The 23,520-nt window shown below is 36.4% G+C and carries 17 protein-coding genes; 10 read left to right on the top strand and 7 right to left on the bottom strand.

Features of this window, described 5'->3' with window-relative positions; genetic code table 11:
• Nucleotides 1–203: 203 nt before the first annotated feature.
• Nucleotides 204–2,534 (bottom strand): carboxypeptidase-like regulatory domain-containing protein, encoded by a 2,331-nt coding sequence (locus DHU68_RS06130; RefSeq protein ID WP_108822088.1) that lies wholly within the window; start codon nucleotides 2,532–2,534, stop codon nucleotides 204–206.
• 274 nt (nucleotides 2,535–2,808) lie between these two features.
• On the opposite strand from DHU68_RS06130, the gene ileS reads away from it, so the two are divergent.
• The 6 genes from ileS to DHU68_RS06160 all read left to right on the top strand — a co-directional run bounded on the left by ileS (nucleotide 2,809) and on the right by DHU68_RS06160 (nucleotide 9,744).
• Nucleotides 2,809–6,219, top strand: a complete 3,411-nt coding sequence (ileS, locus tag DHU68_RS06135; RefSeq protein WP_108822089.1) for an isoleucine--tRNA ligase — start codon at nucleotides 2,809–2,811, stop codon at nucleotides 6,217–6,219.
• A 60-nt stretch (nucleotides 6,220–6,279) separates the two neighbouring features.
• Nucleotides 6,280–6,660, top strand: coding sequence for a TraR/DksA C4-type zinc finger protein (locus tag DHU68_RS06140; RefSeq protein ID WP_108822090.1), 381 nt, complete (start codon nucleotides 6,280–6,282; stop codon nucleotides 6,658–6,660).
• Between the two features lie 86 nt (nucleotides 6,661–6,746).
• Complete coding sequence (locus DHU68_RS06145) at nucleotides 6,747–7,391, top strand: lipoprotein signal peptidase (RefSeq protein ID WP_108822091.1); 645 nt, start codon at nucleotides 6,747–6,749, stop codon at nucleotides 7,389–7,391.
• A gap of 5 nt (nucleotides 7,392–7,396) precedes the next feature.
• Entirely contained in the window at nucleotides 7,397–8,353 is a 957-nt protein-coding gene (locus DHU68_RS06150; RefSeq protein WP_108822092.1) for a DUF4296 domain-containing protein, read from the top strand.
• A 2-nt stretch (nucleotides 8,354–8,355) separates the two neighbouring features.
• Nucleotides 8,356–8,646 (top strand): hypothetical protein, encoded by a 291-nt coding sequence (locus DHU68_RS06155; protein WP_160111087.1) that lies wholly within the window; start codon nucleotides 8,356–8,358, stop codon nucleotides 8,644–8,646.
• A 51-nt stretch (nucleotides 8,647–8,697) separates the two neighbouring features.
• Nucleotides 8,698–9,744: a glycosyltransferase family 1 protein gene (locus tag DHU68_RS06160; RefSeq protein ID WP_108822094.1), complete on the top strand. Its 1,047-nt coding sequence runs from the start codon at nucleotides 8,698–8,700 to the stop codon at nucleotides 9,742–9,744.
• Here the strand turns inward: DHU68_RS06160 and DHU68_RS06165 are convergent.
• The 5 genes from DHU68_RS06165 to fabD form a co-directional block, all read right to left on the bottom strand.
• On the bottom strand, nucleotides 9,733–10,839 hold the full coding sequence (locus DHU68_RS06165) for a glycosyltransferase family 1 protein (RefSeq protein ID WP_108822095.1): 1,107 nt from the start codon (nucleotides 10,837–10,839) through the stop codon (nucleotides 9,733–9,735). The genes DHU68_RS06160 and DHU68_RS06165 overlap by 12 nt on opposite strands.
• Nucleotides 10,840–10,850: 11 nt before the next feature.
• The gene (locus DHU68_RS06170; RefSeq protein WP_108822096.1) at nucleotides 10,851–11,606 is read right to left on the bottom strand and encodes a lipopolysaccharide kinase InaA family protein; all 756 of its coding nucleotides are present in this window, start codon (nucleotides 11,604–11,606) and stop codon (nucleotides 10,851–10,853) included.
• A 2-nt stretch (nucleotides 11,607–11,608) separates the two neighbouring features.
• Complete coding sequence (locus DHU68_RS06175; RefSeq protein WP_108822097.1) at nucleotides 11,609–13,189, bottom strand: peptide chain release factor 3; 1,581 nt, start codon at nucleotides 13,187–13,189, stop codon at nucleotides 11,609–11,611.
• Nucleotides 13,190–13,295: 106 nt separating this feature from the next.
• Complete coding sequence (rfbD, locus tag DHU68_RS06180) at nucleotides 13,296–14,252, bottom strand: dTDP-4-dehydrorhamnose reductase (RefSeq protein ID WP_108822098.1); 957 nt, start codon at nucleotides 14,250–14,252, stop codon at nucleotides 13,296–13,298.
• Nucleotides 14,253–14,339: 87 nt separating this feature from the next.
• The gene (fabD, locus tag DHU68_RS06185) at nucleotides 14,340–15,221 is read right to left on the bottom strand and encodes an ACP S-malonyltransferase (protein WP_108822099.1); all 882 of its coding nucleotides are present in this window, start codon (nucleotides 15,219–15,221) and stop codon (nucleotides 14,340–14,342) included.
• 244 nt (nucleotides 15,222–15,465) lie between these two features.
• On the opposite strand from fabD, the gene DHU68_RS06190 reads away from it, so the two are divergent.
• From DHU68_RS06190 to secDF, 4 genes are all read left to right on the top strand, one after another.
• Nucleotides 15,466–16,407 (top strand): RluA family pseudouridine synthase, encoded by a 942-nt coding sequence (locus DHU68_RS06190; RefSeq protein WP_108822100.1) that lies wholly within the window; start codon nucleotides 15,466–15,468, stop codon nucleotides 16,405–16,407.
• Nucleotides 16,400–16,954: a helix-turn-helix domain-containing protein gene (locus DHU68_RS06195; RefSeq protein ID WP_108822101.1), complete on the top strand. Its 555-nt coding sequence runs from the start codon at nucleotides 16,400–16,402 to the stop codon at nucleotides 16,952–16,954. Before DHU68_RS06190 ends, DHU68_RS06195 begins: the two co-directional genes overlap by 8 nt.
• A 50-nt stretch (nucleotides 16,955–17,004) precedes the next feature.
• Nucleotides 17,005–18,654 carry an AMP-binding protein gene (locus DHU68_RS06200; protein WP_108822102.1) on the top strand — a complete coding sequence of 550 codons (1,650 nt, stop codon included), beginning with the start codon at nucleotides 17,005–17,007 and terminating at the stop codon, nucleotides 18,652–18,654.
• Between the two features lie 240 nt (nucleotides 18,655–18,894).
• Nucleotides 18,895–21,855, top strand: coding sequence for a protein translocase subunit SecDF (secDF, locus tag DHU68_RS06205; protein ID WP_108822103.1), 2,961 nt, complete (start codon nucleotides 18,895–18,897; stop codon nucleotides 21,853–21,855).
• Between the two features lie 131 nt (nucleotides 21,856–21,986).
• On the opposite strand, the gene dnaB is transcribed toward secDF, so the two are convergent.
• Nucleotides 21,987–23,504 (bottom strand): replicative DNA helicase, encoded by a 1,518-nt coding sequence (dnaB, locus tag DHU68_RS06210; protein WP_108822104.1) that lies wholly within the window; start codon nucleotides 23,502–23,504, stop codon nucleotides 21,987–21,989.
• Between the last annotated feature and the right edge of the window lie 16 nt (nucleotides 23,505–23,520).

Below are 23,520 nucleotides of genomic sequence, written 5' to 3' on the forward strand. Positions count from 1 at the left end.
AAAATGAGTAAAAGAAACTTGATATAAATAGAAAGGATATTCTGAAAAAAAGGATATTTCATCATGCGTGATTTTTAATAGTATAAATATGAAAGGTTAAATTGATTGGATAAATATACCTATTTTCAGGCAAATACTACAAAAAATAACCTCTCCAAATAAAAAATACTAGGAGAGGTAACGTTATTAGAAATAGTAACTAACTATTTTGTACCCGACATAATTCCTGCATTAGAGTCGTCATTATCCAATCGCTTATTACCTGCTTTGTATTGACGCCCAAAGTTTAAGTTGATTGAAAAATTGATAGCAAACAATTGGCGTAAATTATCAGTATGTAGCTTCGAAATATTAGGAGTCAGTGCAGATAAATTACGCGTGTTTTGTGTATATTCTTTGGTGAATGGATTCATCTCCATTACTCCTAAGCTCCATTTGTCGGTATTATATCCAGCCATTACGGTATGGAATCGTTCTCCACTCATTAATGTTTCGCCCCATAAACTTCTCCAGCGTCCATAACCTTCTACGTTTAAGAACCATTTCTTATAGTTTGCAGTTAAAGATGCATAAATGCGCCAGTTGGTGAATGTATGTGTGTATTCGTTTCCATAACTGATAAAGCGGTTTACGCTAGGGGCAACAGATAAGGAAATATAATCACCTAAGGGTTTCAATTTTATGTTCAACTGAGAGTATAAACGGTGAAAACCTTTCTGGTTCATATTGGTACGAACAAATTTATCAACTCCATTGATGTTTTCTAACGAAATACTTTCCATTATAGGTCTATGATCGTACGAATAACGCATCATAAACTCTAATCCGATCATTCCTTTACTGTATCCTGCATTTATACTGTTCGAGAAGTATTTTACAGTTCTCAGATTAGGGCTTCCCCTTCTTATTTGCAAAGAGTCTATATCTTGTACCACATTGTTGAGGTCGGATAAAGAAGGCGAGTAACTTGAGATAAATCCGTTGTAGCGTATATATGCATTGTCATTGATATTGTAACTCACTCGTAATGTAGGGCGGAAAGTATAATCTTCATTACTGCTGCCTCCTTGGCTATTGTAAGTGCGAGTACCACCTACACCAAAAGTATAGTTGAATTTTCCTTTACGAAGCTGATATTCTACATATCCGTACGTTTCTGCAAATTTCAGATTAACATCGGAAGATACATTACCCTCATATATGTTCTTCGTATAACTTTGAGTATGTTTCAGACCTCCTGATATTTTACCGTTTTTTAGTCCTTTTTCGTATATTCCTTCTGATATCAAAGAATATTTATCTCCATTTACGATAGAAGTTATATCAGTAGTTGGTATATCATGTCTCTTTTCTAAATAAAAACGTTCCGATTTAGAATCTATATAGGTTCCTACTACATTGAATATAAGCAATTGTTCACTTTTTAAATTATGCTGATAATACAAATCTAACGAAGGAGCATTACTTCGCCATGTAGAATGGTCTGAAATATGAATCGGATCTTCGTTTTCGAGTGAATACATCTTACTTTCTCTGTCCGAAAATTGGCTTGGAATATCATTGTTATTATTCTTTAATTTAGCATTGAACATATATTTATCTGTTTCGGTCAGATTGTAGTTAAGCGCCAGATTTAGATTGTATTCTCTGTATTTTGTCGGTTGTCCCTCTTCTGTTCGTTCTAATGTTTTGTTTGGATAATTATAAGTTTCCAGATTTTCGCGATTCCATTTAATCCCTCTTCTTCTCCAATAGCCATTAACACTGAACTCTGATTTCTTGTTGTTAAGTTTAGCAGAAGCGAAGTTTTCTCCAAAGTCCATTTTGTAGAAAGGTACATTTGCAAGATTGGCAGATACATTTCCACCCGACTCATTTCTACGGGTGATATAATCTATCACAGCAGGAGCATTGCCATATCTCATCCCAGGATCGTCATGATATTCTATACGGATAATCTCTGAAGGATTTAAAGCCATTATTTCTTCTATCGAAATTTCACGACCATTCATCCTAAGTTGGACTGCATCGCCATTTGGCACTGTTATTGTATTGTTTATTGGGTTGATGATAATACGAGAGAGTTGGAGATTGCGTAAAAGAGATACACCATTGTTTGAAGCTTTAATCTGTGATTCGGTAGGGACTATGAGTTTGCGGTCAGCTTTTTGTACGATTGCATTTCCTGTTACGGTAACATCTTTTAGAGCAACATCTGATGTTTTTAGTTTTATCTTTCCTAGATCTACATTTTCGCCTGTAACTTGTATGGGGTTGTATTTTTTTTCGTAACCAACATAGGTAATGGATAAGATATATTGTTCTTTGTCGATGTTATCTATCGAGAATACACCTTGCTCATCAGACAACACTCCGGCTATAAAAGTAGAATCTTGTTTTAGCAATGCTATATTGGCAAACTCAATTTCTTTTTGGGTAGTATCGTCTATTACAATTCCTTTTATCTCACTTTGAGAAAAAGTAGTTCCTGAAACAATACAAAGAATAGATAATATGACTAATCTGAAATACATATTTGTGTTTTTTATTGATTAAGAAATAATGAAAATAAAGTGTATGATATTGCAACATTCATTAAGTATGACGAAGAAGTCTTAATAAACGTTACAAAAAAAGTAACTTATTTTCGTTTTATTTTAACCTCGATTGCTATAAGCTATATATAGTAGTGTTTTCAGACCTGAAGGGTAGCTATACAGTGGTAATAAACTTAATACAGTTATTATATAACTCGTAACTTTTCACTATATTTGTCCTCAATTTTTAAAAGCATGTTTTATACTCATTATGACTAAACAGTTTTCAGAATATAACAAGTTCAATCTATCTGATATTAATAAAGAAATATTAGAGAAATGGGATAAAGAAAATGTATTCCAACAAAGTCTTGATTTACGTGCAGGCGCACCGTCATTTGTTTTTTACGAAGGTCCGCCTTCAGCAAATGGAATGCCGGGTATTCACCATGTAATGGCTCGTTCGGTAAAGGATATTTTCTGTCGTTACAAAACGATGAAAGGCTTTCTTGTTAACCGTAAAGCGGGATGGGATACTCACGGTCTACCCGTAGAACTGGGAGTAGAAAAAATGCTTGGTATAACCAAAGAAGATATTGGTAAAAAAATATCTGTTCAGGAATATAACGATGCTTGTCGCAAGGAAGTGATGAAGTATACGGGAGAATGGGAAAACCTTACTCGTATGATGGGATACTGGGTAGATATGAAAGACCCTTATATCACTTACGATAGCCGCTATATAGAAACACTTTGGTTCTTGCTAAAAGAATTATACAAAAAAGGATATCTGTACAAAGGATATACTATACAGCCATATTCTCCTGCTGCGGGAACAGGACTTAGTACACACGAACTAAACCAACCCGGTGCATATCGTGATGTAAAAGACACGACTTGTGTGGCTCAGTTCAAGATGAAGAATCCGAAAGAAGAAATGGCTCAGTTTGGAGAAGCTTTCTTCTTGGCATGGACTACTACACCTTGGACATTACCTTCCAATACAGCATTGGCTGTAGGACCAGAGATTGAATATGTGTCTGTACAAACATATAATCCATATACAGCTAAGCCAATAACGGTAGTACTGGCTAAATCTCTTTTCTATAGTCTGTTTAACGAAAAAGCAAAAGATATTGCTTTGGAAGATTATAAAGAGGGGGATAAACTTGTCCCTTACAAGATTGTAGCAGAGTATAAAGGAAAAGATCTGGTAGGTATGGAGTATGAGCAACTAATCCCTTGGGTAAATCCGGGTGAAGGAGCTTTCCGTGTGATACCTGGAGACTTTGTAACTACTGAAGATGGTACAGGGATAGTTCATATTGCTCCTACATTCGGAGCAGATGATGCTAAAGTAGCTAAAATTAATGATGTGCCTGCTATGTTGTTAATCGATAAGGACGGTAATATTCGCCCTATGGTTGACCTTACGGGTAAATTCTTCCCTATAGAAGAACTGGATGCTGATTTTGTAAAAGAAAAAGTAAACGTTGATCTATACAAAGAATTTGCAGGACGCTATGTGAAAAATGAATACGATGAAACATTGCCTTTTGATGCAGCCACACTGGATGTAGATCTTAGTGTAATGTTGAAACTGCAAAACAGAGCATTTAAAATAGAACGTCATGTGCATAACTATCCGCACTGTTGGCGTACCGATAAACCAATTCTTTACTATCCTTTGGATAGCTGGTTTATACGTACAACAGCGGCTCGTGAACGTTTGATTGAGCTGAATAATACAATCAACTGGAAGCCTCAATCGACAGGAACAGGTCGTTTCGGAAAATGGTTAGAAAACCTTCAGGACTGGAACCTAAGCCGTAGTCGTTATTGGGGAACACCTCTTCCAATCTGGCGAACAGAAGATGGAAAAGAAGAGAAATGTATTGGTTCGGTAAAAGAACTGTACGAAGAAATGCAGAAAGCTGTTGATGCCGGCTTCATGAAAGAAATACCTTGGAAAGGCTTCGAAATAGGAAATTTGGATAAAGCTAATTATGAGAAAATAGACCTACATCGTCCGTATGTAGATGATATTATATTAGTGTCAGACTCTGGTCAGCCAATGAAACGTGAAACTGACCTGATCGATGTTTGGTTCGACTCAGGGGCAATGCCATTTGCGCAAGTGTTCTATCCGAACATAAGCGAGGAGGAATTTAATAAGGTTTACCCTGCGGATTTTATAGCAGAAGGAGTAGACCAAACTCGTGGATGGTTCTTCACGTTGCATGCTATATCTACCATGTTTAAAGATAGCATATCATTCAAAAATGTGATCTCTAATGGTCTTGTTTTAGATAAGAATGGTATGAAGATGTCTAAACGTTTAGGTAATGCAATTGATCCATTCTCCACTATCGAACAATATGGTTCAGACCCATTGCGCTGGTATATGATTACAAATGCTTCGCCTTGGGATAACCTGAAATTTGATATAGAAGGGGTTGAAGAAGTTCGTCGTAAATTCTTCGGAACACTGTATAATACATATTCATTCTTCTCATTGTATGCCAATGTAGATAAATTCGCATTTGCAGAAGATGAAATACCTATGTCGCAACGGCCAGAAATCGATCGTTGGATTATTTCTTTATTGAATACATTGGTAAAAGATGTAGATGAGTATTACGAGGCGTATGAACCAACAAAAGCAGGTCGTGCGATTTCAGATTTTGTAAACGACAACTTGAGTAACTGGTATGTTCGCCTGAACAGAAAACGTTTCTGGGGTGGGGGAATGACTCCAGATAAATTGTCAGCATATCAAACACTATATACTTGCTTGGAAACAGTAGCTAAACTAATGGCGCCTATCGCTCCTTTCTATGCAGATAAGCTATTCACAGATCTAGTTTCTGTTACAGGAAGAGATAAGGCTTCGTCAGTTCATTTAGCCGATTTTCCTAAATATGATGCAAGTGTGATTGATAAAACACTAGAAGAGCGTATGCAGATAGCTCAGGATATCTCCTCAGCTGTATTAGCATTGCGTCGTAAGGAGAGCATCAAAGTTCGCCAACCGCTTACTCAAATAATGGTGCCTATATTGAACGAACAACAACGTGACGATATAGAAGCTGTCCGCGATTTGATTCTTGGGGAGGTGAATGTTAAAGAATTGAACTATGTGGATAGTGCAGCCGGTATCTTGGTGAAGAAAGTTAAACCGGACTTTAAAAAGCTAGGACCTCGTTATGGTAAGATAATGAAACAGCTTGCAGCTGAGGTTCAGAATATGACTCAAGAAAATATCGTTCAATTCGAAAAAGAAGGAACATTCAAGTTTGATATTGATGGACAATCTGCTGTAATAGAATTGGCAGATGTTGAGATCATATCAGAAGATATTCCGGGTTGGTTGGTTGCAAATGCTGGAAAACTGACAGTTGCGCTAGACGTTACTATTACAGACGATTTGAGAAAAGAAGGTATTGCCCGTGAATTGGTAAACCGTATACAGAATATTAGAAAATCGAGTGGTTTTGATATTGTAGACAGAATAAAAATACAAATATCAGATAAAGAACAAATCAGAGAAACAGTTGCAGACTTTAAATACTACATATCGTCGCAAGTTCTTGCTGACGAGATTATCTTGACAGATGTGAAAAATGGTCAAGATATAGACATGGATGATTATATTTTACAGATCAATATTGAGAAAGTCTGATAAAAAGAATTATCTTAGTAAAAATAAAACAGGGTGTTAACGTATTAAAAAATTGAAGTTATGGCAGAAAAAACAAGATACTCAGATGAGGAACTGGTTGAATTCCGTGACATTATCCTTGAAAAACTCAACAAAGCTAAAAAGGAATATGAAGAGCTAAGAGCAGCAATGACTAATGCTGACGGTAATGATGTTGCGGATACATCTCCGACTTTTAAAGTATTGGAAGAAGGAGCATCTACGCTATCGAAAGAAGAAGCAGGTCGTTTGGCTCAACGTCAAATGAAGTTTATACAAAACTTACAGTCTGCTCTTATTCGTATCGAAAATAAAACTTATGGCATTTGTCGCGAAACAGGTAAGCTAATTCCTAAAGAGCGCTTACGAGCAGTACCGCATGCTACATTAAGTATTGAAGCTAAAAATAGCGGAGTAAGATAATTAAAATAAAAATTGAGAAAGGAAGAAAAAATAGTCTGAATGTAGTACTGTTTTTTCTTCGCTTTCTTTGAGGATATAAACTAAGTATGAAAGATAATCGAGGACTGATTGCTATATTGGTTATAGTATTGGTTATAGTTATAGATCAAGTATCAAAAATTTGGGTAAAAACGAATATGTCTCTCTATGAAAGTATAGAGGTGTTTAGTTGGTTTAAAATTTACTTTGTAGAAAATCCGGGGATGGCTTTTGGCTTGGAACTGGGAAGCGGAGAAGCTAAATCGGCAGGAAAACTCTTTTTGACACTGTTTCGTATTGTAGCTATCGGTTTTATCGGATATTATCTTCATCTATTGGTTAAGCAAGGATACCAGAAAGGGTATGTTGCTTGTATTGCACTCATTTTAGCCGGAGCTTTCGGCAACATAATTGATAGTGTTTTTTATGGAGAAATATTTTCAGCAAGCTATCAAGGACATGTAGCATCTTTTGTGCCTCTAGGAGAAGGGTATTCAAGCTGGTTGCATGGTAAAGTGGTAGATATGTTGTATTTCCCTTTAATAGAAGGAACTTTCCCCGATTGGTTTCCTAAATGGGGTGGAGAAGACTTTATATTCTTCAGCCCGATATTTAATATAGCTGATTCTGCAATTACTGTAGGGATTGCTTTATTATTAATATTTTATCGTAAGACATTGGCTCTATCTTTAGAGAAAAAAGAACAAGCTTAATTGTAATGCAACGCTATCTCATATATACGATAATTTTTTCTTTCATATTACTGACTGCATGCAGTCGGAGACCTAGCTATGTCTTGTCGGAGGAAAAAATGACAGACGTATTATATGATATTCAATTAGCACAAGCTGTTTTTAAAATGAATACTGATTTTACTTCAGACGATAAGAAAGATCAGGTAATAGAAGGTATTCTAAAAAAGCATAAAATATCTCAGGCGGACTTAGATTCATCTTTAATATGGTATTCTGATAATATCAATATTTACATTGATATAAACGATGAGGTTGCCGAAAGACTTAAAACAGACTATGATACTGTTGAAGCCCGTCGCAATCACCTAAATAAGAATGTTCGCGATTGGAGTAAATATATAATTCCTCCGTTTTTCTATCTGACAGAATCTTCACCTTTAATTTCTTTTGAGATAGACTCTGTTAAAAGAAAGACTTTGGATATGAAAAGTTTTAATATTGCTTTCAATGTTCAGGGGATAAATAAGCTTCAGGATGTTGAAGCTGCAATATATTATACATACAAAGATACATTAATCAGAAATACATTCTCTATAGACGAGAATGCAAGAACTGTATTAAAGAAGCCCGAACTTCCGGATAGCTTACTGAAAGAAGTGTCAGGATATATATATATGAGAAACAAGGTAGAAGGAGCTACCTCCAATGTCTTATTCTATAATGTCTCTTATTCAGATTCTATTTTTTACGATGATGATATAATGGCTCCTTCTGTCATTAAAGAGCCTGTAAGAAGAGAACGGATTAGACCCAATCAGGGTTCAATAGAGTCCGTAAGGAAAGATATAAATAGTACAGAAACTAAGAGTCTTGATACTTCTAAAAGCGAAGACGATATTCCTGTACTATCAAGAGATGATGTAAATAAAAGTCCTATATTGAAGCGTAGTAGAGATAGTGAAAGAATAAAAAGAAATTAATCGTGAGAACCCGTTATTTTTCACATTATGTCTATATCGAACCAGACATTTTACTCAAGAACTACATTGTAGAAATGGATGAGGAACATCATATTACAGATGTTTTTCCCTTTGAAAAAGAAATAGAGCGGACTGAATTTTATTCCGGTATTTTACTCTTTGTCGGAGTGAATATAGCTTTTACCGAAATCTCATTGGATAAAATAAAAGAACTTACTTTAAAGCAGGAATATGTAGAAATATCCTCGAATAAAAAATATAAAATGTTTCATATTGAGGATTTTATAAAGTAAGAATCCGAATATTTACCTGATACTATTTTTTAGTATATAACCTTTGTAGATATGAATATTATTTTAGATTGTGAACGAATGAAGCATCCTTACACAGGGCTTTATGAATATTGTTATCAACTAGGTTTTGCTTTACAAAAAAAGATAAATAAAGAAAATTTAATTTATTATCTGCCATCGTCTTGTAGTGGTGTTTTTGGAGACGATAGGAAAGAGATTACTCAAAAAGAATTACATAAGTTTTTTCCTGCGAGACTGAATGCAGATTTGATGCATACAACAGATCAGCTTTCTCAATATATTTCCGGTAATAAAAAAATAAAAAGGCTGCTGACAATCCATGATCTGAATTTCCTTTATGAAAAACAAGGAAGAAATAGTCGGATTAAAGATTATTTGAAGCTCGTACAAAAAAATATTGATAGAGTAGACCGCATTGTAACTATATCTAACTATGTAAAGAAAGATATTTTAGAAAATCTGTCAGTAGGAGATAAGCCTATTGATGTTATTTACAATGGTTGCCAGATACTCGATTTTGAGAATTTTGATAATCCATCTTATAAACCAACTAAAAAGTTTCTGTTTTCTATAGGAACAGTTATTCCAAAAAAGAATTTCCATGTATTGCCGGGGCTACTTGTTGGTAAAGACTTTGAATTAATTATAGCAGGTAAAACGAATAAAGACTATAAAGAAAAAATACTAGATATTGCGAAGTCTTTTAATGTTGAAGATCGGGTGAAAATAGTAGGAACAATACCATATAGAGACAAATGCTGGTACTTTAAAAACTGTACTGCATTTATGTTCCCATCCCTAGCCGAAGGATTTGGAATACCTGTTATTGAGGCCATGTATTTTGGTAAACCAGTTTTTCTTTCTTCGTTGACTTCATTGCCCGAAGTTGGAGGGAAATATGCTTATTTCTTTGATAATTTCGATATTGACCACATGCGTCAGATCTTTAAAGGAGGGATGAGCGATTATACAGCTAATGATAGGTATGCTGCGATAAAAGAGCATGCATCTTTCTTTAGTTGGGATAGATGTGCAGACGATTATTACAATGTTTATAAAAAGGTGCTAGGAAAATAACTTATTATAGACTTCGATCATATCTTTTGTGCAAGCTTCATCCGAAAAACGTTGTACATACTCTAGTCCCTTTTCTACCATCGTTTTTCTTTTGTCTTCATCTTTTAGCAATTGATTGACTTCATATGCTAGTTCCTCCTCGTTATGAGGATTTACATAGATAGAGTGGGGGCCTCCGGCTTCTTCTAAGCACGATCCAGTAGCTCCTATAACAGGGATACCTGAATGTAATGCCTCTATGATAGGGATGCCAAAACCTTCATACAATGACGGATATATGAACATGGTAGCAGATTGCATTATAACAGGAAGATCTTCGAAAGGAACATCACTTATTATATGTAATCGATCAGATAGATTATGTTCTTTTGCGTACTTAATGACTTCCTGAGCATATTTTCTTTGCTTTCCAATAGCTACAAAGTGAATGTCAGGAATTAGTTTAAGTGCTTTTACGATTAGTAATATATTCTTTCGTTCTTCGATACTCCCAACAGAAAGTAAAAATTCATCTGGAAGATTATATTTGTTCCTGGTTTTGATTTTCTGCTCATCTCTGACTTTTTCTTTGAAAACAGAAGCACAACCTTGGTAAACAACCTCAATATTTGGTGCAGGAATTTTATAGTGTTTTATAATATCTCTTTTGGTACATTCGCTGACAGCAATAATTTTGTCAGCAACTTTGCAGGCATACTTTGCTTTTATATTGTAAATAAATCGATCTATAGCAGGGTAAAATTTCGGGTATTTAATGAAGATTAGGTCATGTATTGTAACAACACTTTTTAGACTGGTTCGCTTAATACTAAAAGGTAACTCATTACTTAGCCCGTGATAAATTTCAATATCATTCTTTTTGATACTATTAATAATTCCCCATGATCTCCAGAAAGGTTTACGCGTCGTTTTTATAGCAAATTTTACACTGTTTTGAGGTATATGCTTTATAGGAACTTTGGGAAGTTTTTCGGTAAAAAGCACATATGTATTGGTCGGGTTAAACTTTAAAAGATTAGATATTACAAAGCGGCTATAATTGCCCAATCCTGTAAAATTAGACACAGCTCGTTTCGCATCAAATCCTATTTTCATATCCTTGTAGTTTAACCTCTGTACGGACTTGCGTCAGAGCGTTTTTTACGATAGTCGTCCCAAAACTTTTTGTGATACTTCAATGTTTTCTCTATACATTTAGCTTCATCCATCCTTCTGGCTTTTGCATATTCTTTAGCAAAAAGAGTGAGCATTTCATCGCTGCCCCATAGCCTCCTGAAATTGAAGCAAGCTTTGTCTAGCCCAACCGATTTGTTAAATCGCATTCTATTTAAGTCAACGAGGTAGAATATATATTTATTATTCTCTTTTTTATAAAGAATGTTTCCAGGAGAGTAGTCAAGATGAAGTATCTGGCTTTCGTGTAGTTGTGCTGTATAGTTGGCAAATTGTTGAATAAGTTCCTGATGATCGCTCAGAGATCCTCTTACAAGTTCTCTTAGCATACCATCAAACTCTTCATGCAATGATATATAGTAAGCTTCTTTGAGAAGACCAAATTTTCTAAACTCAATGAATGCAATCGGGTCAGGAGTTTCAAAGTCCTTTTCTTTCAGCATCGAAGCATAAATAAAAGATCGTTTGGCTTTTGATTTTCTGAAGGTAGAATAGGCTATCTGATTAATGAGGAAAGGCTTCTTAAAAGCTTTTACATTTACAGTCAAGCCTTTTATTTCAAATATTTTGATCAGATTACGACCTGAATAAATTATCTCACCTGATTCCATAAACAAGGAAGGAAGGTCTTTAATAAAACCTTCGAGATGTTTATATTTTTCGTTCAATATCAGGTTATAGCTTGTCATTGTTAAAATTCAGATGTAAAATGGAACTTAATATCACTATAGTCTTGTTGAGCCATTGATAGTACGTAGCCAGAGTCGGCTAAGAACACATCACGTCCTTCTTTGTCAACAGCCATGTATTGAGCCTTTCTTTTTTTGAAGTCCTGAAGTTGCTCGTAGTTATCACTTTCTATCCAGCAAGCCTTGTAAAGGCTTATAGGTTCCCAACGACATTGTGCTCCATATTCATGTAGCAGACGATATTGAATAACCTCAAACTGTAGTTGACCAACTGTACCAATGATCTTTCTACCATTAAACTGATTGACAAATAACTGTGCTACCCCTTCGTCCATAAGCTGGTCGATTCCTTTTTGAAGTTGCTTCGCTTTCATCGGATCTGCATTCTCGATGTATTTAAACATTTCAGGAGAGAAGCTAGGTAAACCTTTGAAATGTAAGTCTTCTCCGGCAGTAAGCGTATCTCCAATCTTGAAGTTCCCCGTATCTGGAAGTCCGATAATGTCGCCGGCAAAAGCCTCATCCACAGTTTCTTTTTTCTGCGCCATAAAGGCTGTAGGAGACGAGAATTTCATCAGCCTGTTCAAGCGTATATGTTTATAGTTCATATTACGTTCAAACTTACCGGAGCATATTTTTACAAAGGCAATACATGAGCGGTGATTTGGATCCATATTCGCATGTATTTTGAAAATAAATCCTGTAAAAGCATTTTCTTCTGGTCTTACTACGCGTTCTATTGCTTCTATTGGTCTTGGCGATGGAGCTATTTCAATAAAACAATCAAGAAGTTCCTTTACTCCAAAGTTATTTAGAGCAGAGCCGAAGAATACAGGAGCAATCTCTCCTTTGAGGTACGTTTCTATATCCAGTTCCGGATACACACCTTCGATAAGCTCAATGTCTTCTCTCAGTTTAGCTGCAAGTTTATTCCCTATATGTCCTTCGAGATCGGGGCTGCTTATATCTTTAAATGCGATAGATTCTGTCACCTTTTGTTTGTTAGGGGTGTATAGATCTAGGCATTCTTCATATATATTGTAAACTCCTTTAAAGCTTTGACCACGATCGATAGGCCAGCTTAAAGGGCGAACATTAATTTTTAATTCCTCTTCCAGTTCATCAAGTAGCTCAAACGGATCTCTACCGTCCCTGTCCATCTTGTTGACAAATATCATAACAGGAGTACGACGCATACGACATACCTCCATCAGCTTTCGGGTTTGCATTTCCACCCCTTTGGCTGAGTCTACGACGATAATAACGCTATCTACAGCAGTAAGTGTTCTGTATGTATCTTCCGCAAAGTCTTGGTGACCGGGTGTGTCCAGAATGTTTATTTTGTGATCGTTATATTCGAATCCCATAACAGAGGTTGCTACGGAAATTCCACGTTGCTTTTCTATTTCCATCCAGTCGGATGTTGCTGTTTTCTTTATCTTATTCGATTTTACAGCTCCTGCTACGTGTATAGCACCTCCAAATAATAATAATTTCTCTGTAAGAGTAGTTTTACCCGCATCGGGGTGGCTTATAATGGCAAAAGTTCGCCTTTTAAGAATCTCTTTCTTTAGTTCGCTCATTGTTGATTTTTAATGGAGACGCAAAAATACTAAAAAAAATAAAGAAAGCACAACCTTATCTTCATGCAATAGGGTATGCTTCCTTATTTTATCTTAAACTTTCTATTCAATTTATTTCAGATAGCTCTTTAATGCAAATCGCCAAGCTATCTTCCCATTTGGGTATACTAATTTTGAACGTATCTTTTATCTTACTTTTATCCAATACACTATATTGGGGTCTTGTAGCTTTTGTAGGGTATTGATCTGTTGTGATCGGGTTTACCCTACAATCTGTAATACCGGCATACTTGTGTATCATTACTGTGAAATCGTACCAAGTAGTAGCTCCTTCGTTAGAGTAATGGTAAACTCCTTTCTCGAAGGTTTTAGCTTCGCTGTAATCTAGTATTTGAATGATAGCCTTAGCTAAGTCACCTGCATTCGTAGGGCTTCCTTTTTGGTCTGCAACAACATTTAAAGAATCTCTTTCTTTGCCATATTTAATCATTGTTTTCACAAAGTTATTCCCAAATATGGAATACAGCCATGCCGTACGCATGATGATACTTTCTGGGCAAACTCGGAGTAATCCTACTTCTCCCTCGTATTTTGATTTACCATATACAGACTGTGGATTAACAGCATCATTTTCTGAGTAAGGCGCTGTTGCTGTTCCGTCGTACACGTAATCAGTCGATACATGTATTACCTTAGCATTGTTGTTAGAAGCTGCAACACCGAGGTTGATGACAGCGTCTTTATTGATTTTATAGCAAAGTTCTATGTCATCTTCAGCTTTGTCAACCGCTGTATAAGCAGCACAATTCACGATATAGCTAATATTGTTTTCTTTGATGAAACGTTCAACCGCTTCAAGATTAGTAATGTCTAATTCTGCAACATCAGTGAAAAAGAAACGAAAGTTGTTTTCATGATTTGCTACATTTCTTCTTATCTCGTTGCCTAATTGACCATTTGCTCCGGTGATAAGGATATTCTTAGGTGTCAGTTCGAATAGAAATACATTCTTAGACTTGTTGTCTTGTGTATCGCTTGGTTTGTTCCCTGTAAAAAAAGCCATATCTGTTATTTTTATGACAATGAGCTATAAGTAAGTTATTGAGATAACTAACCTTATAGCTCATTAAATTTATCTAGTATATTAGTGTTATTGCTTTCCGCTTGTAATAACGTTAGATGCTATTTTCTTAACTAATCCTTGTAATACGTTTCCTGGTCCTAATTCAATAAATTCATTAGCACCATCGGCTACCATATGTTCTACCGATTGAGTCCATTTTACAGGAGCTGTTAACTGAGCTATTAAGTTTGCTTTGATTGTATCCGGATCAGTTTCGCCTACAGTTGATACGTTCTGGTAAACAGGACATGTTGGTGTAGATATTGTTGTAGCATTGATAGCTTCGGATAACTCTACTTTTGCAGGTTCCATAAGAGGAGAGTGGAATGCTCCACCTACTTTTAGCTTTAATGCACGTTTGGCACCAGCCTCAAGTAATAACTCACAAGCTCTGTCAATACCCGCATTAGAACCTGAAATTACGATTTGTCCCGGACAGTTGTAGTTGGCAGGAACTACTACTTCGTCTGTAATAGTAGCGCATACTTCCTCTACCTTTTCGTCTGGAAGAGCAAGAACCGCAGCCATTGTTGACGGGTTCATTTCACATGCTTTTTGCATTGCTAATGCTCTCTTATATACAAGCTTTAGACCATCTTCGAAAGATAATGCGTTTGCTGCAACTAGAGCCGAAAATTCACCAAGCGAGTGTCCGGCAACCATATCTGGCTTAAACTCTTCACCCATCGTTTTAGCTAAAATAACAGAGTGAAGGAATATTGCAGGTTGTGTAACTTTTGTTTGGCGAAGATCTTCATCAGTGCCGGCAAACATTAAGTCTGTGATACGAAATCCAAGAATTTCGTTTGCCTTTTCAAACATTTCTTTGGCTAGAGGAGACGTTTCGTAAAGGTCTTTTCCCATTCCTACAAATTGAGCTCCTTGCCCTGGAAATACAAATGCTTTCATTTCTTATATTTATTATATAGTTTAATAAGCAATAAATTTCAGCCTGCAAAATTAGTAAAAAAAAGCAGACTATTGTCTATTCTATCTGTTTTCGTTCAAAACTTTTTATCAGCATATCGTCCGTTTTATTGTAAAAAATGGTCTATTATTTTATACATGCTTTTATATTTAAAACAAAAATGGCAATAAGCTTCAAATAAAAACACTTACCTTTGTCGCTGTATATTATACTATATTGAAACCAATGGGAAGATTACCTAAAGATAAAGTTTTACAGGAAATTAAAGTGTCAAGTCCGGCTGTATTGCTAGACTTCCTTATCGATAAACAAGTAAGAAAAAGCAGAAATGCAATTAAATCTCTATTAAGCCACAAACAAATAAAAGTTAATGGAAAGTTGGTAACTCAGTTTGATCAAGAACTGAAACCAGGAGATTGGGTTGCTGTGATGAAATTTGATCAGACCAGAAAAGAAAAGAAACTAACAGGTCTGAAAATAATCTTTGAAGACGATGATTTAATCGTAATAGATAAAGAAGTAGGATTTCTATCTGTTTCTACAGATAAAGAGAAGCAGCGTACAGTTTATGGTGTACTGAATGAGTACGTGAAAAGAAGAAATAAGAATTCACGTGTTTTTGTCCTTCATCGTTTAGATAGAGAAATTTCGGGATTGATGATTTTTGCCAAGAGTGCAGAATTACAAGAAATGTTCCAGAAAAACTGGGGATTGCTAGTTCAAAAATTTATTTATACAGGTGTTGTAGAAGGGAAACTAAGAGAAAATAAGGGAACTGTTGTGTCTTGGTTGACCGAAAATAAAAACTTTGTAATGTTTGCGTCTTCTACAGATAATGGAGGATTAGAGGCGATAACACATTACCGCGCAGTGAAAACTATTGGAAGATATACAATGGTTGATTTTGAGCTGGAAACTAGGAGGAAAAACCAGTTGCGTGTACAAATGCAATCGATAGGACATCCCATTGTCGGAGATAAAAAATATGGAGCAAGCAATAATCCTATAAAGCGTATTGCACTTCATGCTAAAGAGATCGTGTTGAAGCATCCTACTACAGGTGAAATACTCGAATTCAAAACGACTTTGCCAAAGATGATGCAACAATTGGTGACTACGCCTGTAGTGAAAAATGAAGAGACGAATAAAACAATAAATAATGAGTAAGGATATAGAAGAAATAGGCCAACGACTGAAAGGTCTTCGCGAAGCTTTGGATATGTCTGTAGAGGAATTTGCTCAATCGTGCGATATTCCCTTGTCTGAGTATTTGATGTATGAAGCTGGTGAAAAAGATTTGACGATTAGTTTGCTGAAATCTATAGCTTCTAAGCATAATATAGATGTGTCTGAACTAATGTTTGCTGACGAGCCGCGTATGAGTAGTTATTTCTTGACCCGCAAGGGAAGAGGGCCTGCTGTAAATCGTGTGGAAGCTTATAAATATCAATCATTGGCAGGAGGCTTTAATAAGAAAAAAGCAGAAATTTTTGAAGTAACGGTAGAACCTAAAGACGAAACCGTTAAAATTAATAAGAATAGCCATGTCGGACAAGAATTTAATCTGGTGCTCGAAGGACGTATGCTTCTACAAATAAATGGAAAAGACTTGATTCTGGAGGAAGGTGATAGTATCTATTTCAACTCGGAATTGCCTCATGGAATGAAAGCCTTGGACGGAAAGAAAGTCCGATTTATAGCAGTTGTGTTGTAATTGTTGAGCAACCAAAGATATAGAACTAATATAATACTAAATACTAACTCATGTTAGAGAAATTTTTAAAACAAACTCATTTTACATCTACTCAAGATTTTAAAGAAAATTTCCATGTCGAAATACCTGAAAACTTCAATTTTGGATACGATATAGTAGATGAATGGGCTAAAATAAACCCTGAAAAAAGAGCAATGTGTTGGGTTAATGACCAAGGTGAACACATTGATTTTACATTCAAAGAGATAAAAGACGAAAGTGATAAAGCTGCATCGTATTTCCAGTCATTGGGCATTGGTAAAGGTGATATGGTGATGCTTATCCTTAAACGTCGTTACGAATTTTGGTTTTCGATCATAGCACTGCATAAAATTGGCGCTGTAGCTATCCCTGCTACACATTTACTGACCAAGAAAGATATTGTCTATCGGAACAATGCTGCTGATATAAAAGCAATTGTGTGTGTTGCAGATAAAGAAATAATGCAGCATGTAGATGATGCAATGAACGAATCGCCATCTGTTAAACATCGTATTGCATGCGGAGAGGGATTGCGTGAAGGTTGGTTGAGCTTTAAAGAAGGATTGGATAATGCAAAACCATTTATCAGACCTGAGAGAGTAAACTCAAATGAAGATATATCATTGCTTTATTTCACTTCAGGTACTACGGGCGATCCTAAAATGGTGATCCATAATTTTACTTATCCTCTAGGACATATTGTGACAGCTAAATATTGGCATAACCTGAACGAAGATAGTCTGCACCTTACTGTTGCAGATACCGGTTGGGGAAAGGCTGTATGGGGGAAATTGTATGGGCAATGGATCGTTGGTGCGTGTGTAATGGTTTACGATCATGAGAAGTTCCACCCTGCTACCATGTTAGAACTAATACAAGACTATAAAATAACATCATTCTGTGCACCTCCTACTATCTATCGTTTTATGATACGTGAAGATATGTCTTTGTATGATTTATCTTCTTTGAAATATGCGACAACAGCAGGTGAAGCACTTAATCCATCGGTTTACGAAGCTTTCTATAAAGCTACGGGAATAAAAATGATGGAAGCTTTCGGGCAAACAGAAACGACGCCTACGATAGTAACATTCCCTTGGATGGATCCTAAACCTGGAGCTATGGGTGTCCCTAATCCGGCTTATGACATGAGTCTGATTGCAGCCGATGGGCATCCTGTAGAGGATGGTGAAGTAGGAGAGGTTGTTCTCAAAACGGACAGATGGAAACCTTTGGGCTTGTTTATGGGATATTATAAAGATGAAAATCTGACAAAGCAAGTCTATAAGGATAATATATACCATACGGGTGACATGGCTTGGAGAGACGAAGACGGTTACTATTGGTTTGTAGGTCGTATCGATGATGTGATCAAAAGTTCGGGTTACCGTATCGGACCTTTTGAAGTTGAAAGTGCACTGATGACTCATCCGGCTGTTGTAGAATGCGCTATAACAGGAGTTCCTGATGATATTAGAGGACAAGTGGTGAAAGCCACAATCGTTTTGTCTCAGAATTATAAAGATAAGGCGGATGATCATCTTAAACATGAAATTCAGAATCATGTTAAAAAGGTTACCGCTCCGTATAAATATCCACGTATTATCGAATTTGTGGACGAGTTGCCTAAAACGATTAGCGGGAAAATAAAAAGAGCGGAAATTCGCAAACAACATTAATCTTGTTGGTTGATAAAATGGTCTTTTTGCTTGATATCCTAATTGTTTTAATAGGATAAAATCTTTATATATTATATGAATAGTAAAGAATAAAAGATTATATTTGCACGCCTGAAAATGTGTATATGTCTTTGCTTGGCCTTAAGTGTTTTAATGACCATGCAGAATATTTCCCGTTTTCTTTGTGTTTGTAAGAAATAAAATAAGAATAAGTTAAATAATAAAAAAGTAAAATCTAAGATGCAAAACAAAGGCTTTGTAATGACGTTTGCCATTCTCCTTACGTTGGTATGTCTTTTTTACTTGTCCTTTACTTTCGTTACCAGAAGTTACGAAAATAAGGCTGTAGAATATGCGACTGCCTACGCTTCGGCGAATGCGAATGACAACGATGATTTGTACAGTGAGTTGTACAACCGAGAATATAACCATTACTTAGATTCAATGTCTACAGAGAGAGTCTGGTTGACATTCGGATCTGACAATATGGGTTATACCCTTAAACAGTGCCGTGAGAAAGAAATCGGTTTAGGTCTCGACCTAAAAGGAGGGATGAGTGTAATAGTTGAAGTAGATGCTGCTGAAGTGCTTTATTCGTTAGGTGATCCTGACAATGAGGCTTTCAATACTGCGTTGAAACAAGCTTCTGAAGAAAACACAAAAGGAAGTAATCGTGACTATATCTCTATATTCGTTGATAAATTCAAATCGGCTAACGGGAACGATAAATTAGCTGGTGTTTTCAGTACAAAATTAAGAGATCAAATTGCTCCAACAGATAACGATAATAAGGTTGTTACTGTACTTAGAGCAGAATTACAAAGTGTAGCAGATAACTCATTCAATGTATTACGTCAGCGTATCGACCGTTTTGGAGTTGTTGCTCCTAACGTTCAAAAATTAGATAATCGTGCTGAACGTATCATGATCGAACTACCAGGTATTAAAGAACCGGATCGTGTTCGCAAACTATTGCAAGGTAGTGCAAACCTAGAATTCTGGAAAACATATAGTGTTAATGAAATAAGTGGTTATTTGAGTGCTTTAAATGAGCGTTCAAGAGAAGCTTTAGTTTCATCTAATTCTTCTACTATAGATTCTACTGCTGTAACAGTTGACTCTGTCGCTGTAGCACCAATCTCTAACCTAGGATTTACAAAACCACTTTATGAAAACTTCATAACAGGAGGAATGGGAGCTGTTGTAGGATTGGTACACAAAAATGACACAGCTGCCGTTAATACTATTTTAAATAAATACAAAGACGTTTACCCAAGCGATTTGAAATTTGCATGGGGCTTCAAAGCTGAAGACCAAAGAGAAACTCAAATCAGCTTATATGCTCTTCGTGGAGATGGTATCAAAAAAGGACCGGCTCTGGATGGAGAAGTGGTTGTTTCGGCTAAAGCTGACCAATCTCAAAACAGTGTAGCTTGGGAAGTAGACATGCAGATGAACTCTGTAGGTACTCAACGTTGGGCTGCTATTACAGGTGCGGAAATTGGAAAGAGCATCGCTATCGTTCTAGATGGTCATGTATACTCTGCTCCAAACGTTAATCAAAAAATTGAAGGAGGACGTTCTCAGATTACAGGTAACTTTACTGTAGAGGATGCAAAAGACTTAGAAAACGTATTGAAATCTGGTAAAATGAAAGCCGGAGTTCGTATCGTTCAAGAAGACGTTGTAGGTCCTTCATTAGGACAAGAAGCGATTAAAGCAGGTTTGATCTCTTTCGCGCTTGCATTAGTTATCATCCTTCTATATATGTGTCTGGCTTATGGACTAATTCCTGGTCTAATTGCAGACGCAGCTCTATTGATAAACTTGTTCTTTACTCTAGGTATACTGGCTTCCTTTGGGGCGGTGTTGACACTTCCGGGTATAGCGGGGCTTGTGCTCTCGTTAGGTATGGCAGTGGATGCGAACGTACTGATTTATGAAAGAGCGAAAGAAGAATTACGTGCAGGTAAGAATACGAAAGTAGCCATCATGGATGGATATAAACATGCATTCTCTGCTATCTTCGATGCTAACGTAACATCTGTAATCACAGCGGCTATCTTGATCGCATTCGGAACAGGTGCTATTCAAGGATTTGCTACTACATTGATCATCGGTATCGTTGCATCATTTATTACAGCAGTATTCCTTACTCGTATATTCTACGATTTCATGTTGAACAGAGGTAAGTTCAGAAATCTTACATTTACAACATCTATCACTAAAAATCTATTTATTAGTCCTAAAATTGATTTCTTGGGATTAACTAAAAAAATTGTAATTTTCACAGCTTTTGTTTTAGTTGCAGGTGCAGTTTCAATGTTCTTTAACGGACTGAATAGAGGAATCGACTTTACAGGAGGACGTAACTATTTGGTTAAATTTGACCAAGAAGTGAAAACTTCGGATGTTGAAGAAGCTTTATTAGCTGTGTTTGATGGATCAACAGTACGTGTTCTTACTAGTGGATCAGCTTCTCAGGCTGCAGGATCGTCTCAAATGCGTATTACTACAAACTACCTGATTGAGAATACATCTGATGAAGCAGAAGCTGAGATCTTAGGAAAGATGACAACAGCGTTGAAAGATTATATGGCTCCTGGAGCTACTATTGATCAATATATTCTAAGTTCTCAAACAGTAGGACCGAGCATTGCAGAAGATATGCAAAAAGATGCGACTATTGCAGTCTTATTTGCTGTAATCTGTATGGGATTATATATATTGATTCGTTTCCGCGATGTAGCATTCTCTGTTGGTACTTTAATTGCTGTTGCTCATGACGCAATCATGGTTATCTTGTTATATTCGATCTTGTACAAGATCTTACCATTCTCAATGGAAGTTGACCAATCGTTTATTGCTGCGGTACTAACTGTTGTTGGTTACTCTATCAATGATAAGGTTGTTATCTTTGACCGTATCCGTGAGATTAGAACAACTTATCCTAAACGTTCTATTACAGAAGTTATCAATGAGGCATTGAACTCAACATTAGGTCGTACTATCAATACTTCATTAAGTACTATGTTGGGAGTATTTATCATATTCTTACTAGGTGGCGATACTATTCGTAGCTTTACATTTGCTATCCTAATTGGAGTATTACTAGGTACATATTCTTCATTGTTCGTTGCTTCACCTATTGCGTGGATAATGTTGAAGAAAAAACAACTTAAAGGAGATTCTGCTAAATAATATACAGAATATCTAAAATATAAAGGCCAGTCTATTTGAGTGGCCTTTTTTATATAAATATAGCTCATCTATAAAAAAATAGCAGGCTACCTACTTCGCTAGCCTGCTTCTATTGTAAGGAAGATCTTATTCTAAAAAGGTACGAAATCATTTCCTCCTTGCATAGGAGGGAGATCTGCCGGAGATGAGCTTGGCTCATTTATTTTTGATGAGAAGTTCTGACCAGGACCAAAATTAAAGTCATCATCAACATTCTGAAAACGGGCAAATTCACTCTTGAATCGTAATAATACATCGCCTGTAGCACCATTACGATGCTTGGCTATAATGATCTCAGCCAACCCGATAAGAGAGTTTCCTCTATCATCTTCCAAGATTTTATAATATTCAGGTCGGTGTATGAAACAAACCATATCGGCATCCTGCTCAATAGCTCCGGACTCACGAAGGTCGGATAATTGCGGTCTCTTTCCTTCTGCTCCGGCACGGCCTTCTACACCACGATTCAACTGAGATAGTGCAATAATAGGGATGTTAAGCTCTTTAGCCAATCCTTTTAACGAACGGGAAATCATACTTACCTCTTGCTCACGACTTCCATAATTCATACCACTAGCGTTCATCAGCTGCAAATAGTCGATTATTATCATCTTGATGCCATGTTCACGAACCAGCCGCCTTGCTTTAGTTCTAAGTTCAAATACCGATAAACTTGGAGTATCATCAATATATAGAGGAGCATCATATAACTCTTTTATTTTAAAGTCTAGTTGTTCCCACTCATAAGGCAGTAACTGCCCGTTCTTAATTTTCTCCCCTGCAATCTCGCAGGTATTTACAATAAGACGGTTTACTAACTGTACATTGGCCATCTCGAGTGAAAAGAGGGCTACCGGATAACCATATGAAATAGCCATATTCTTAGCCATCGAGAGTACGAATGCGGTTTTACCCATCGCAGGACGAGCAGCAATAATAATTAAGTCAGAGTTCTGCCATCCCGATGTTATTTTATCCAGATCAGTAAATCCTGTTTGCAGACCACTTAAACCTTCAGGTCTGTTTGCTGCAATTTCTAGAAGGTGTAGCGCTTCTTTAATAACGGGATTAATCTGAGTAACATCTTTCTTTACATTTCGTTGCGAAATTTCGAAAAGCTTACTTTCTGCTTCCTGCATCAAATCGTCAACATCAGAAGTTTCGTCAAAAGCTTTATTCGTTACAGTAGAGGAAAAAGCGATTAATTCCCGAGCCAGATATTTTTGAGCAATGATTCGGGCATGAAACTCTATGTGTGCAGCAGAAGCAACTTTATCTGTCAATTGCGCTATATATACAGGTCCGCCAACAGCTTCTAGCTCACCTTCTTTTTTAAGTTGTTCCACTACAGTTAACATATCTACAGGGGCTTGTCGCGAAACAAGATTCACTATTGCTCTGTATATAGTCTGATGTATAGGATCGTAGAAGCTATCAGGTTTTAGAATCTCACTAATTAGTGAATAAGCATCCTTTTCGAGCATAAGTGCGCCCAATACAGCTTCTTCTAATTCTCTTGCTTGTGGTTGTACTTTTCCTATGTCAGGAACAAGGATAGTCTCCTTTGTATTTCTCTTCCCTTGATTTTTATTTGTTGTATTACCAGCCATTATTTACTCCTTCTCT

This window comes from Dysgonomonas sp. Marseille-P4361 (assembly GCF_900343125.1).
In the GTDB taxonomy this organism is placed as follows: domain Bacteria; phylum Bacteroidota; class Bacteroidia; order Bacteroidales; family Dysgonomonadaceae; genus Dysgonomonas.

What these genes read in the sequence shown, in the direction of transcription:
- DHU68_RS06130 (WP_108822088.1), bottom strand. Translation starts at nt 2,534, where the DNA reads ATGTATTTCAGATTAGTCATATTATCTATTCTTTGTATTGTTTCAGGA.
- ileS (WP_108822089.1), top strand. Translation starts at nt 2,809, where the DNA reads ATGACTAAACAGTTTTCAGAATATAACAAGTTCAATCTATCTGATATT.
- DHU68_RS06140 (WP_108822090.1), top strand. Translation starts at nt 6,280, where the DNA reads ATGGCAGAAAAAACAAGATACTCAGATGAGGAACTGGTTGAATTCCGT.
- DHU68_RS06145 (WP_108822091.1), top strand. Translation starts at nt 6,747, where the DNA reads ATGAAAGATAATCGAGGACTGATTGCTATATTGGTTATAGTATTGGTT.
- DHU68_RS06150 (WP_108822092.1), top strand. Translation starts at nt 7,397, where the DNA reads ATGCAACGCTATCTCATATATACGATAATTTTTTCTTTCATATTACTG.
- DHU68_RS06160 (WP_108822094.1), top strand. Translation starts at nt 8,698, where the DNA reads ATGAATATTATTTTAGATTGTGAACGAATGAAGCATCCTTACACAGGG.
- DHU68_RS06165 (WP_108822095.1), bottom strand. Translation starts at nt 10,839, where the DNA reads ATGAAAATAGGATTTGATGCGAAACGAGCTGTGTCTAATTTTACAGGA.
- DHU68_RS06170 (WP_108822096.1), bottom strand. Translation starts at nt 11,606, where the DNA reads ATGACAAGCTATAACCTGATATTGAACGAAAAATATAAACATCTCGAA.
- DHU68_RS06175 (WP_108822097.1), bottom strand. Translation starts at nt 13,189, where the DNA reads ATGAGCGAACTAAAGAAAGAGATTCTTAAAAGGCGAACTTTTGCCATT.
- rfbD (WP_108822098.1), bottom strand. Translation starts at nt 14,252, where the DNA reads ATGGCTTTTTTTACAGGGAACAAACCAAGCGATACACAAGACAACAAG.
- fabD (WP_108822099.1), bottom strand. Translation starts at nt 15,221, where the DNA reads ATGAAAGCATTTGTATTTCCAGGGCAAGGAGCTCAATTTGTAGGAATG.
- DHU68_RS06190 (WP_108822100.1), top strand. Translation starts at nt 15,466, where the DNA reads ATGGGAAGATTACCTAAAGATAAAGTTTTACAGGAAATTAAAGTGTCA.
- DHU68_RS06195 (WP_108822101.1), top strand. Translation starts at nt 16,400, where the DNA reads ATGAGTAAGGATATAGAAGAAATAGGCCAACGACTGAAAGGTCTTCGC.
- DHU68_RS06200 (WP_108822102.1), top strand. Translation starts at nt 17,005, where the DNA reads ATGTTAGAGAAATTTTTAAAACAAACTCATTTTACATCTACTCAAGAT.
- secDF (WP_108822103.1), top strand. Translation starts at nt 18,895, where the DNA reads ATGCAAAACAAAGGCTTTGTAATGACGTTTGCCATTCTCCTTACGTTG.
- dnaB (WP_108822104.1), bottom strand. Translation starts at nt 23,504, where the DNA reads ATGGCTGGTAATACAACAAATAAAAATCAAGGGAAGAGAAATACAAAG.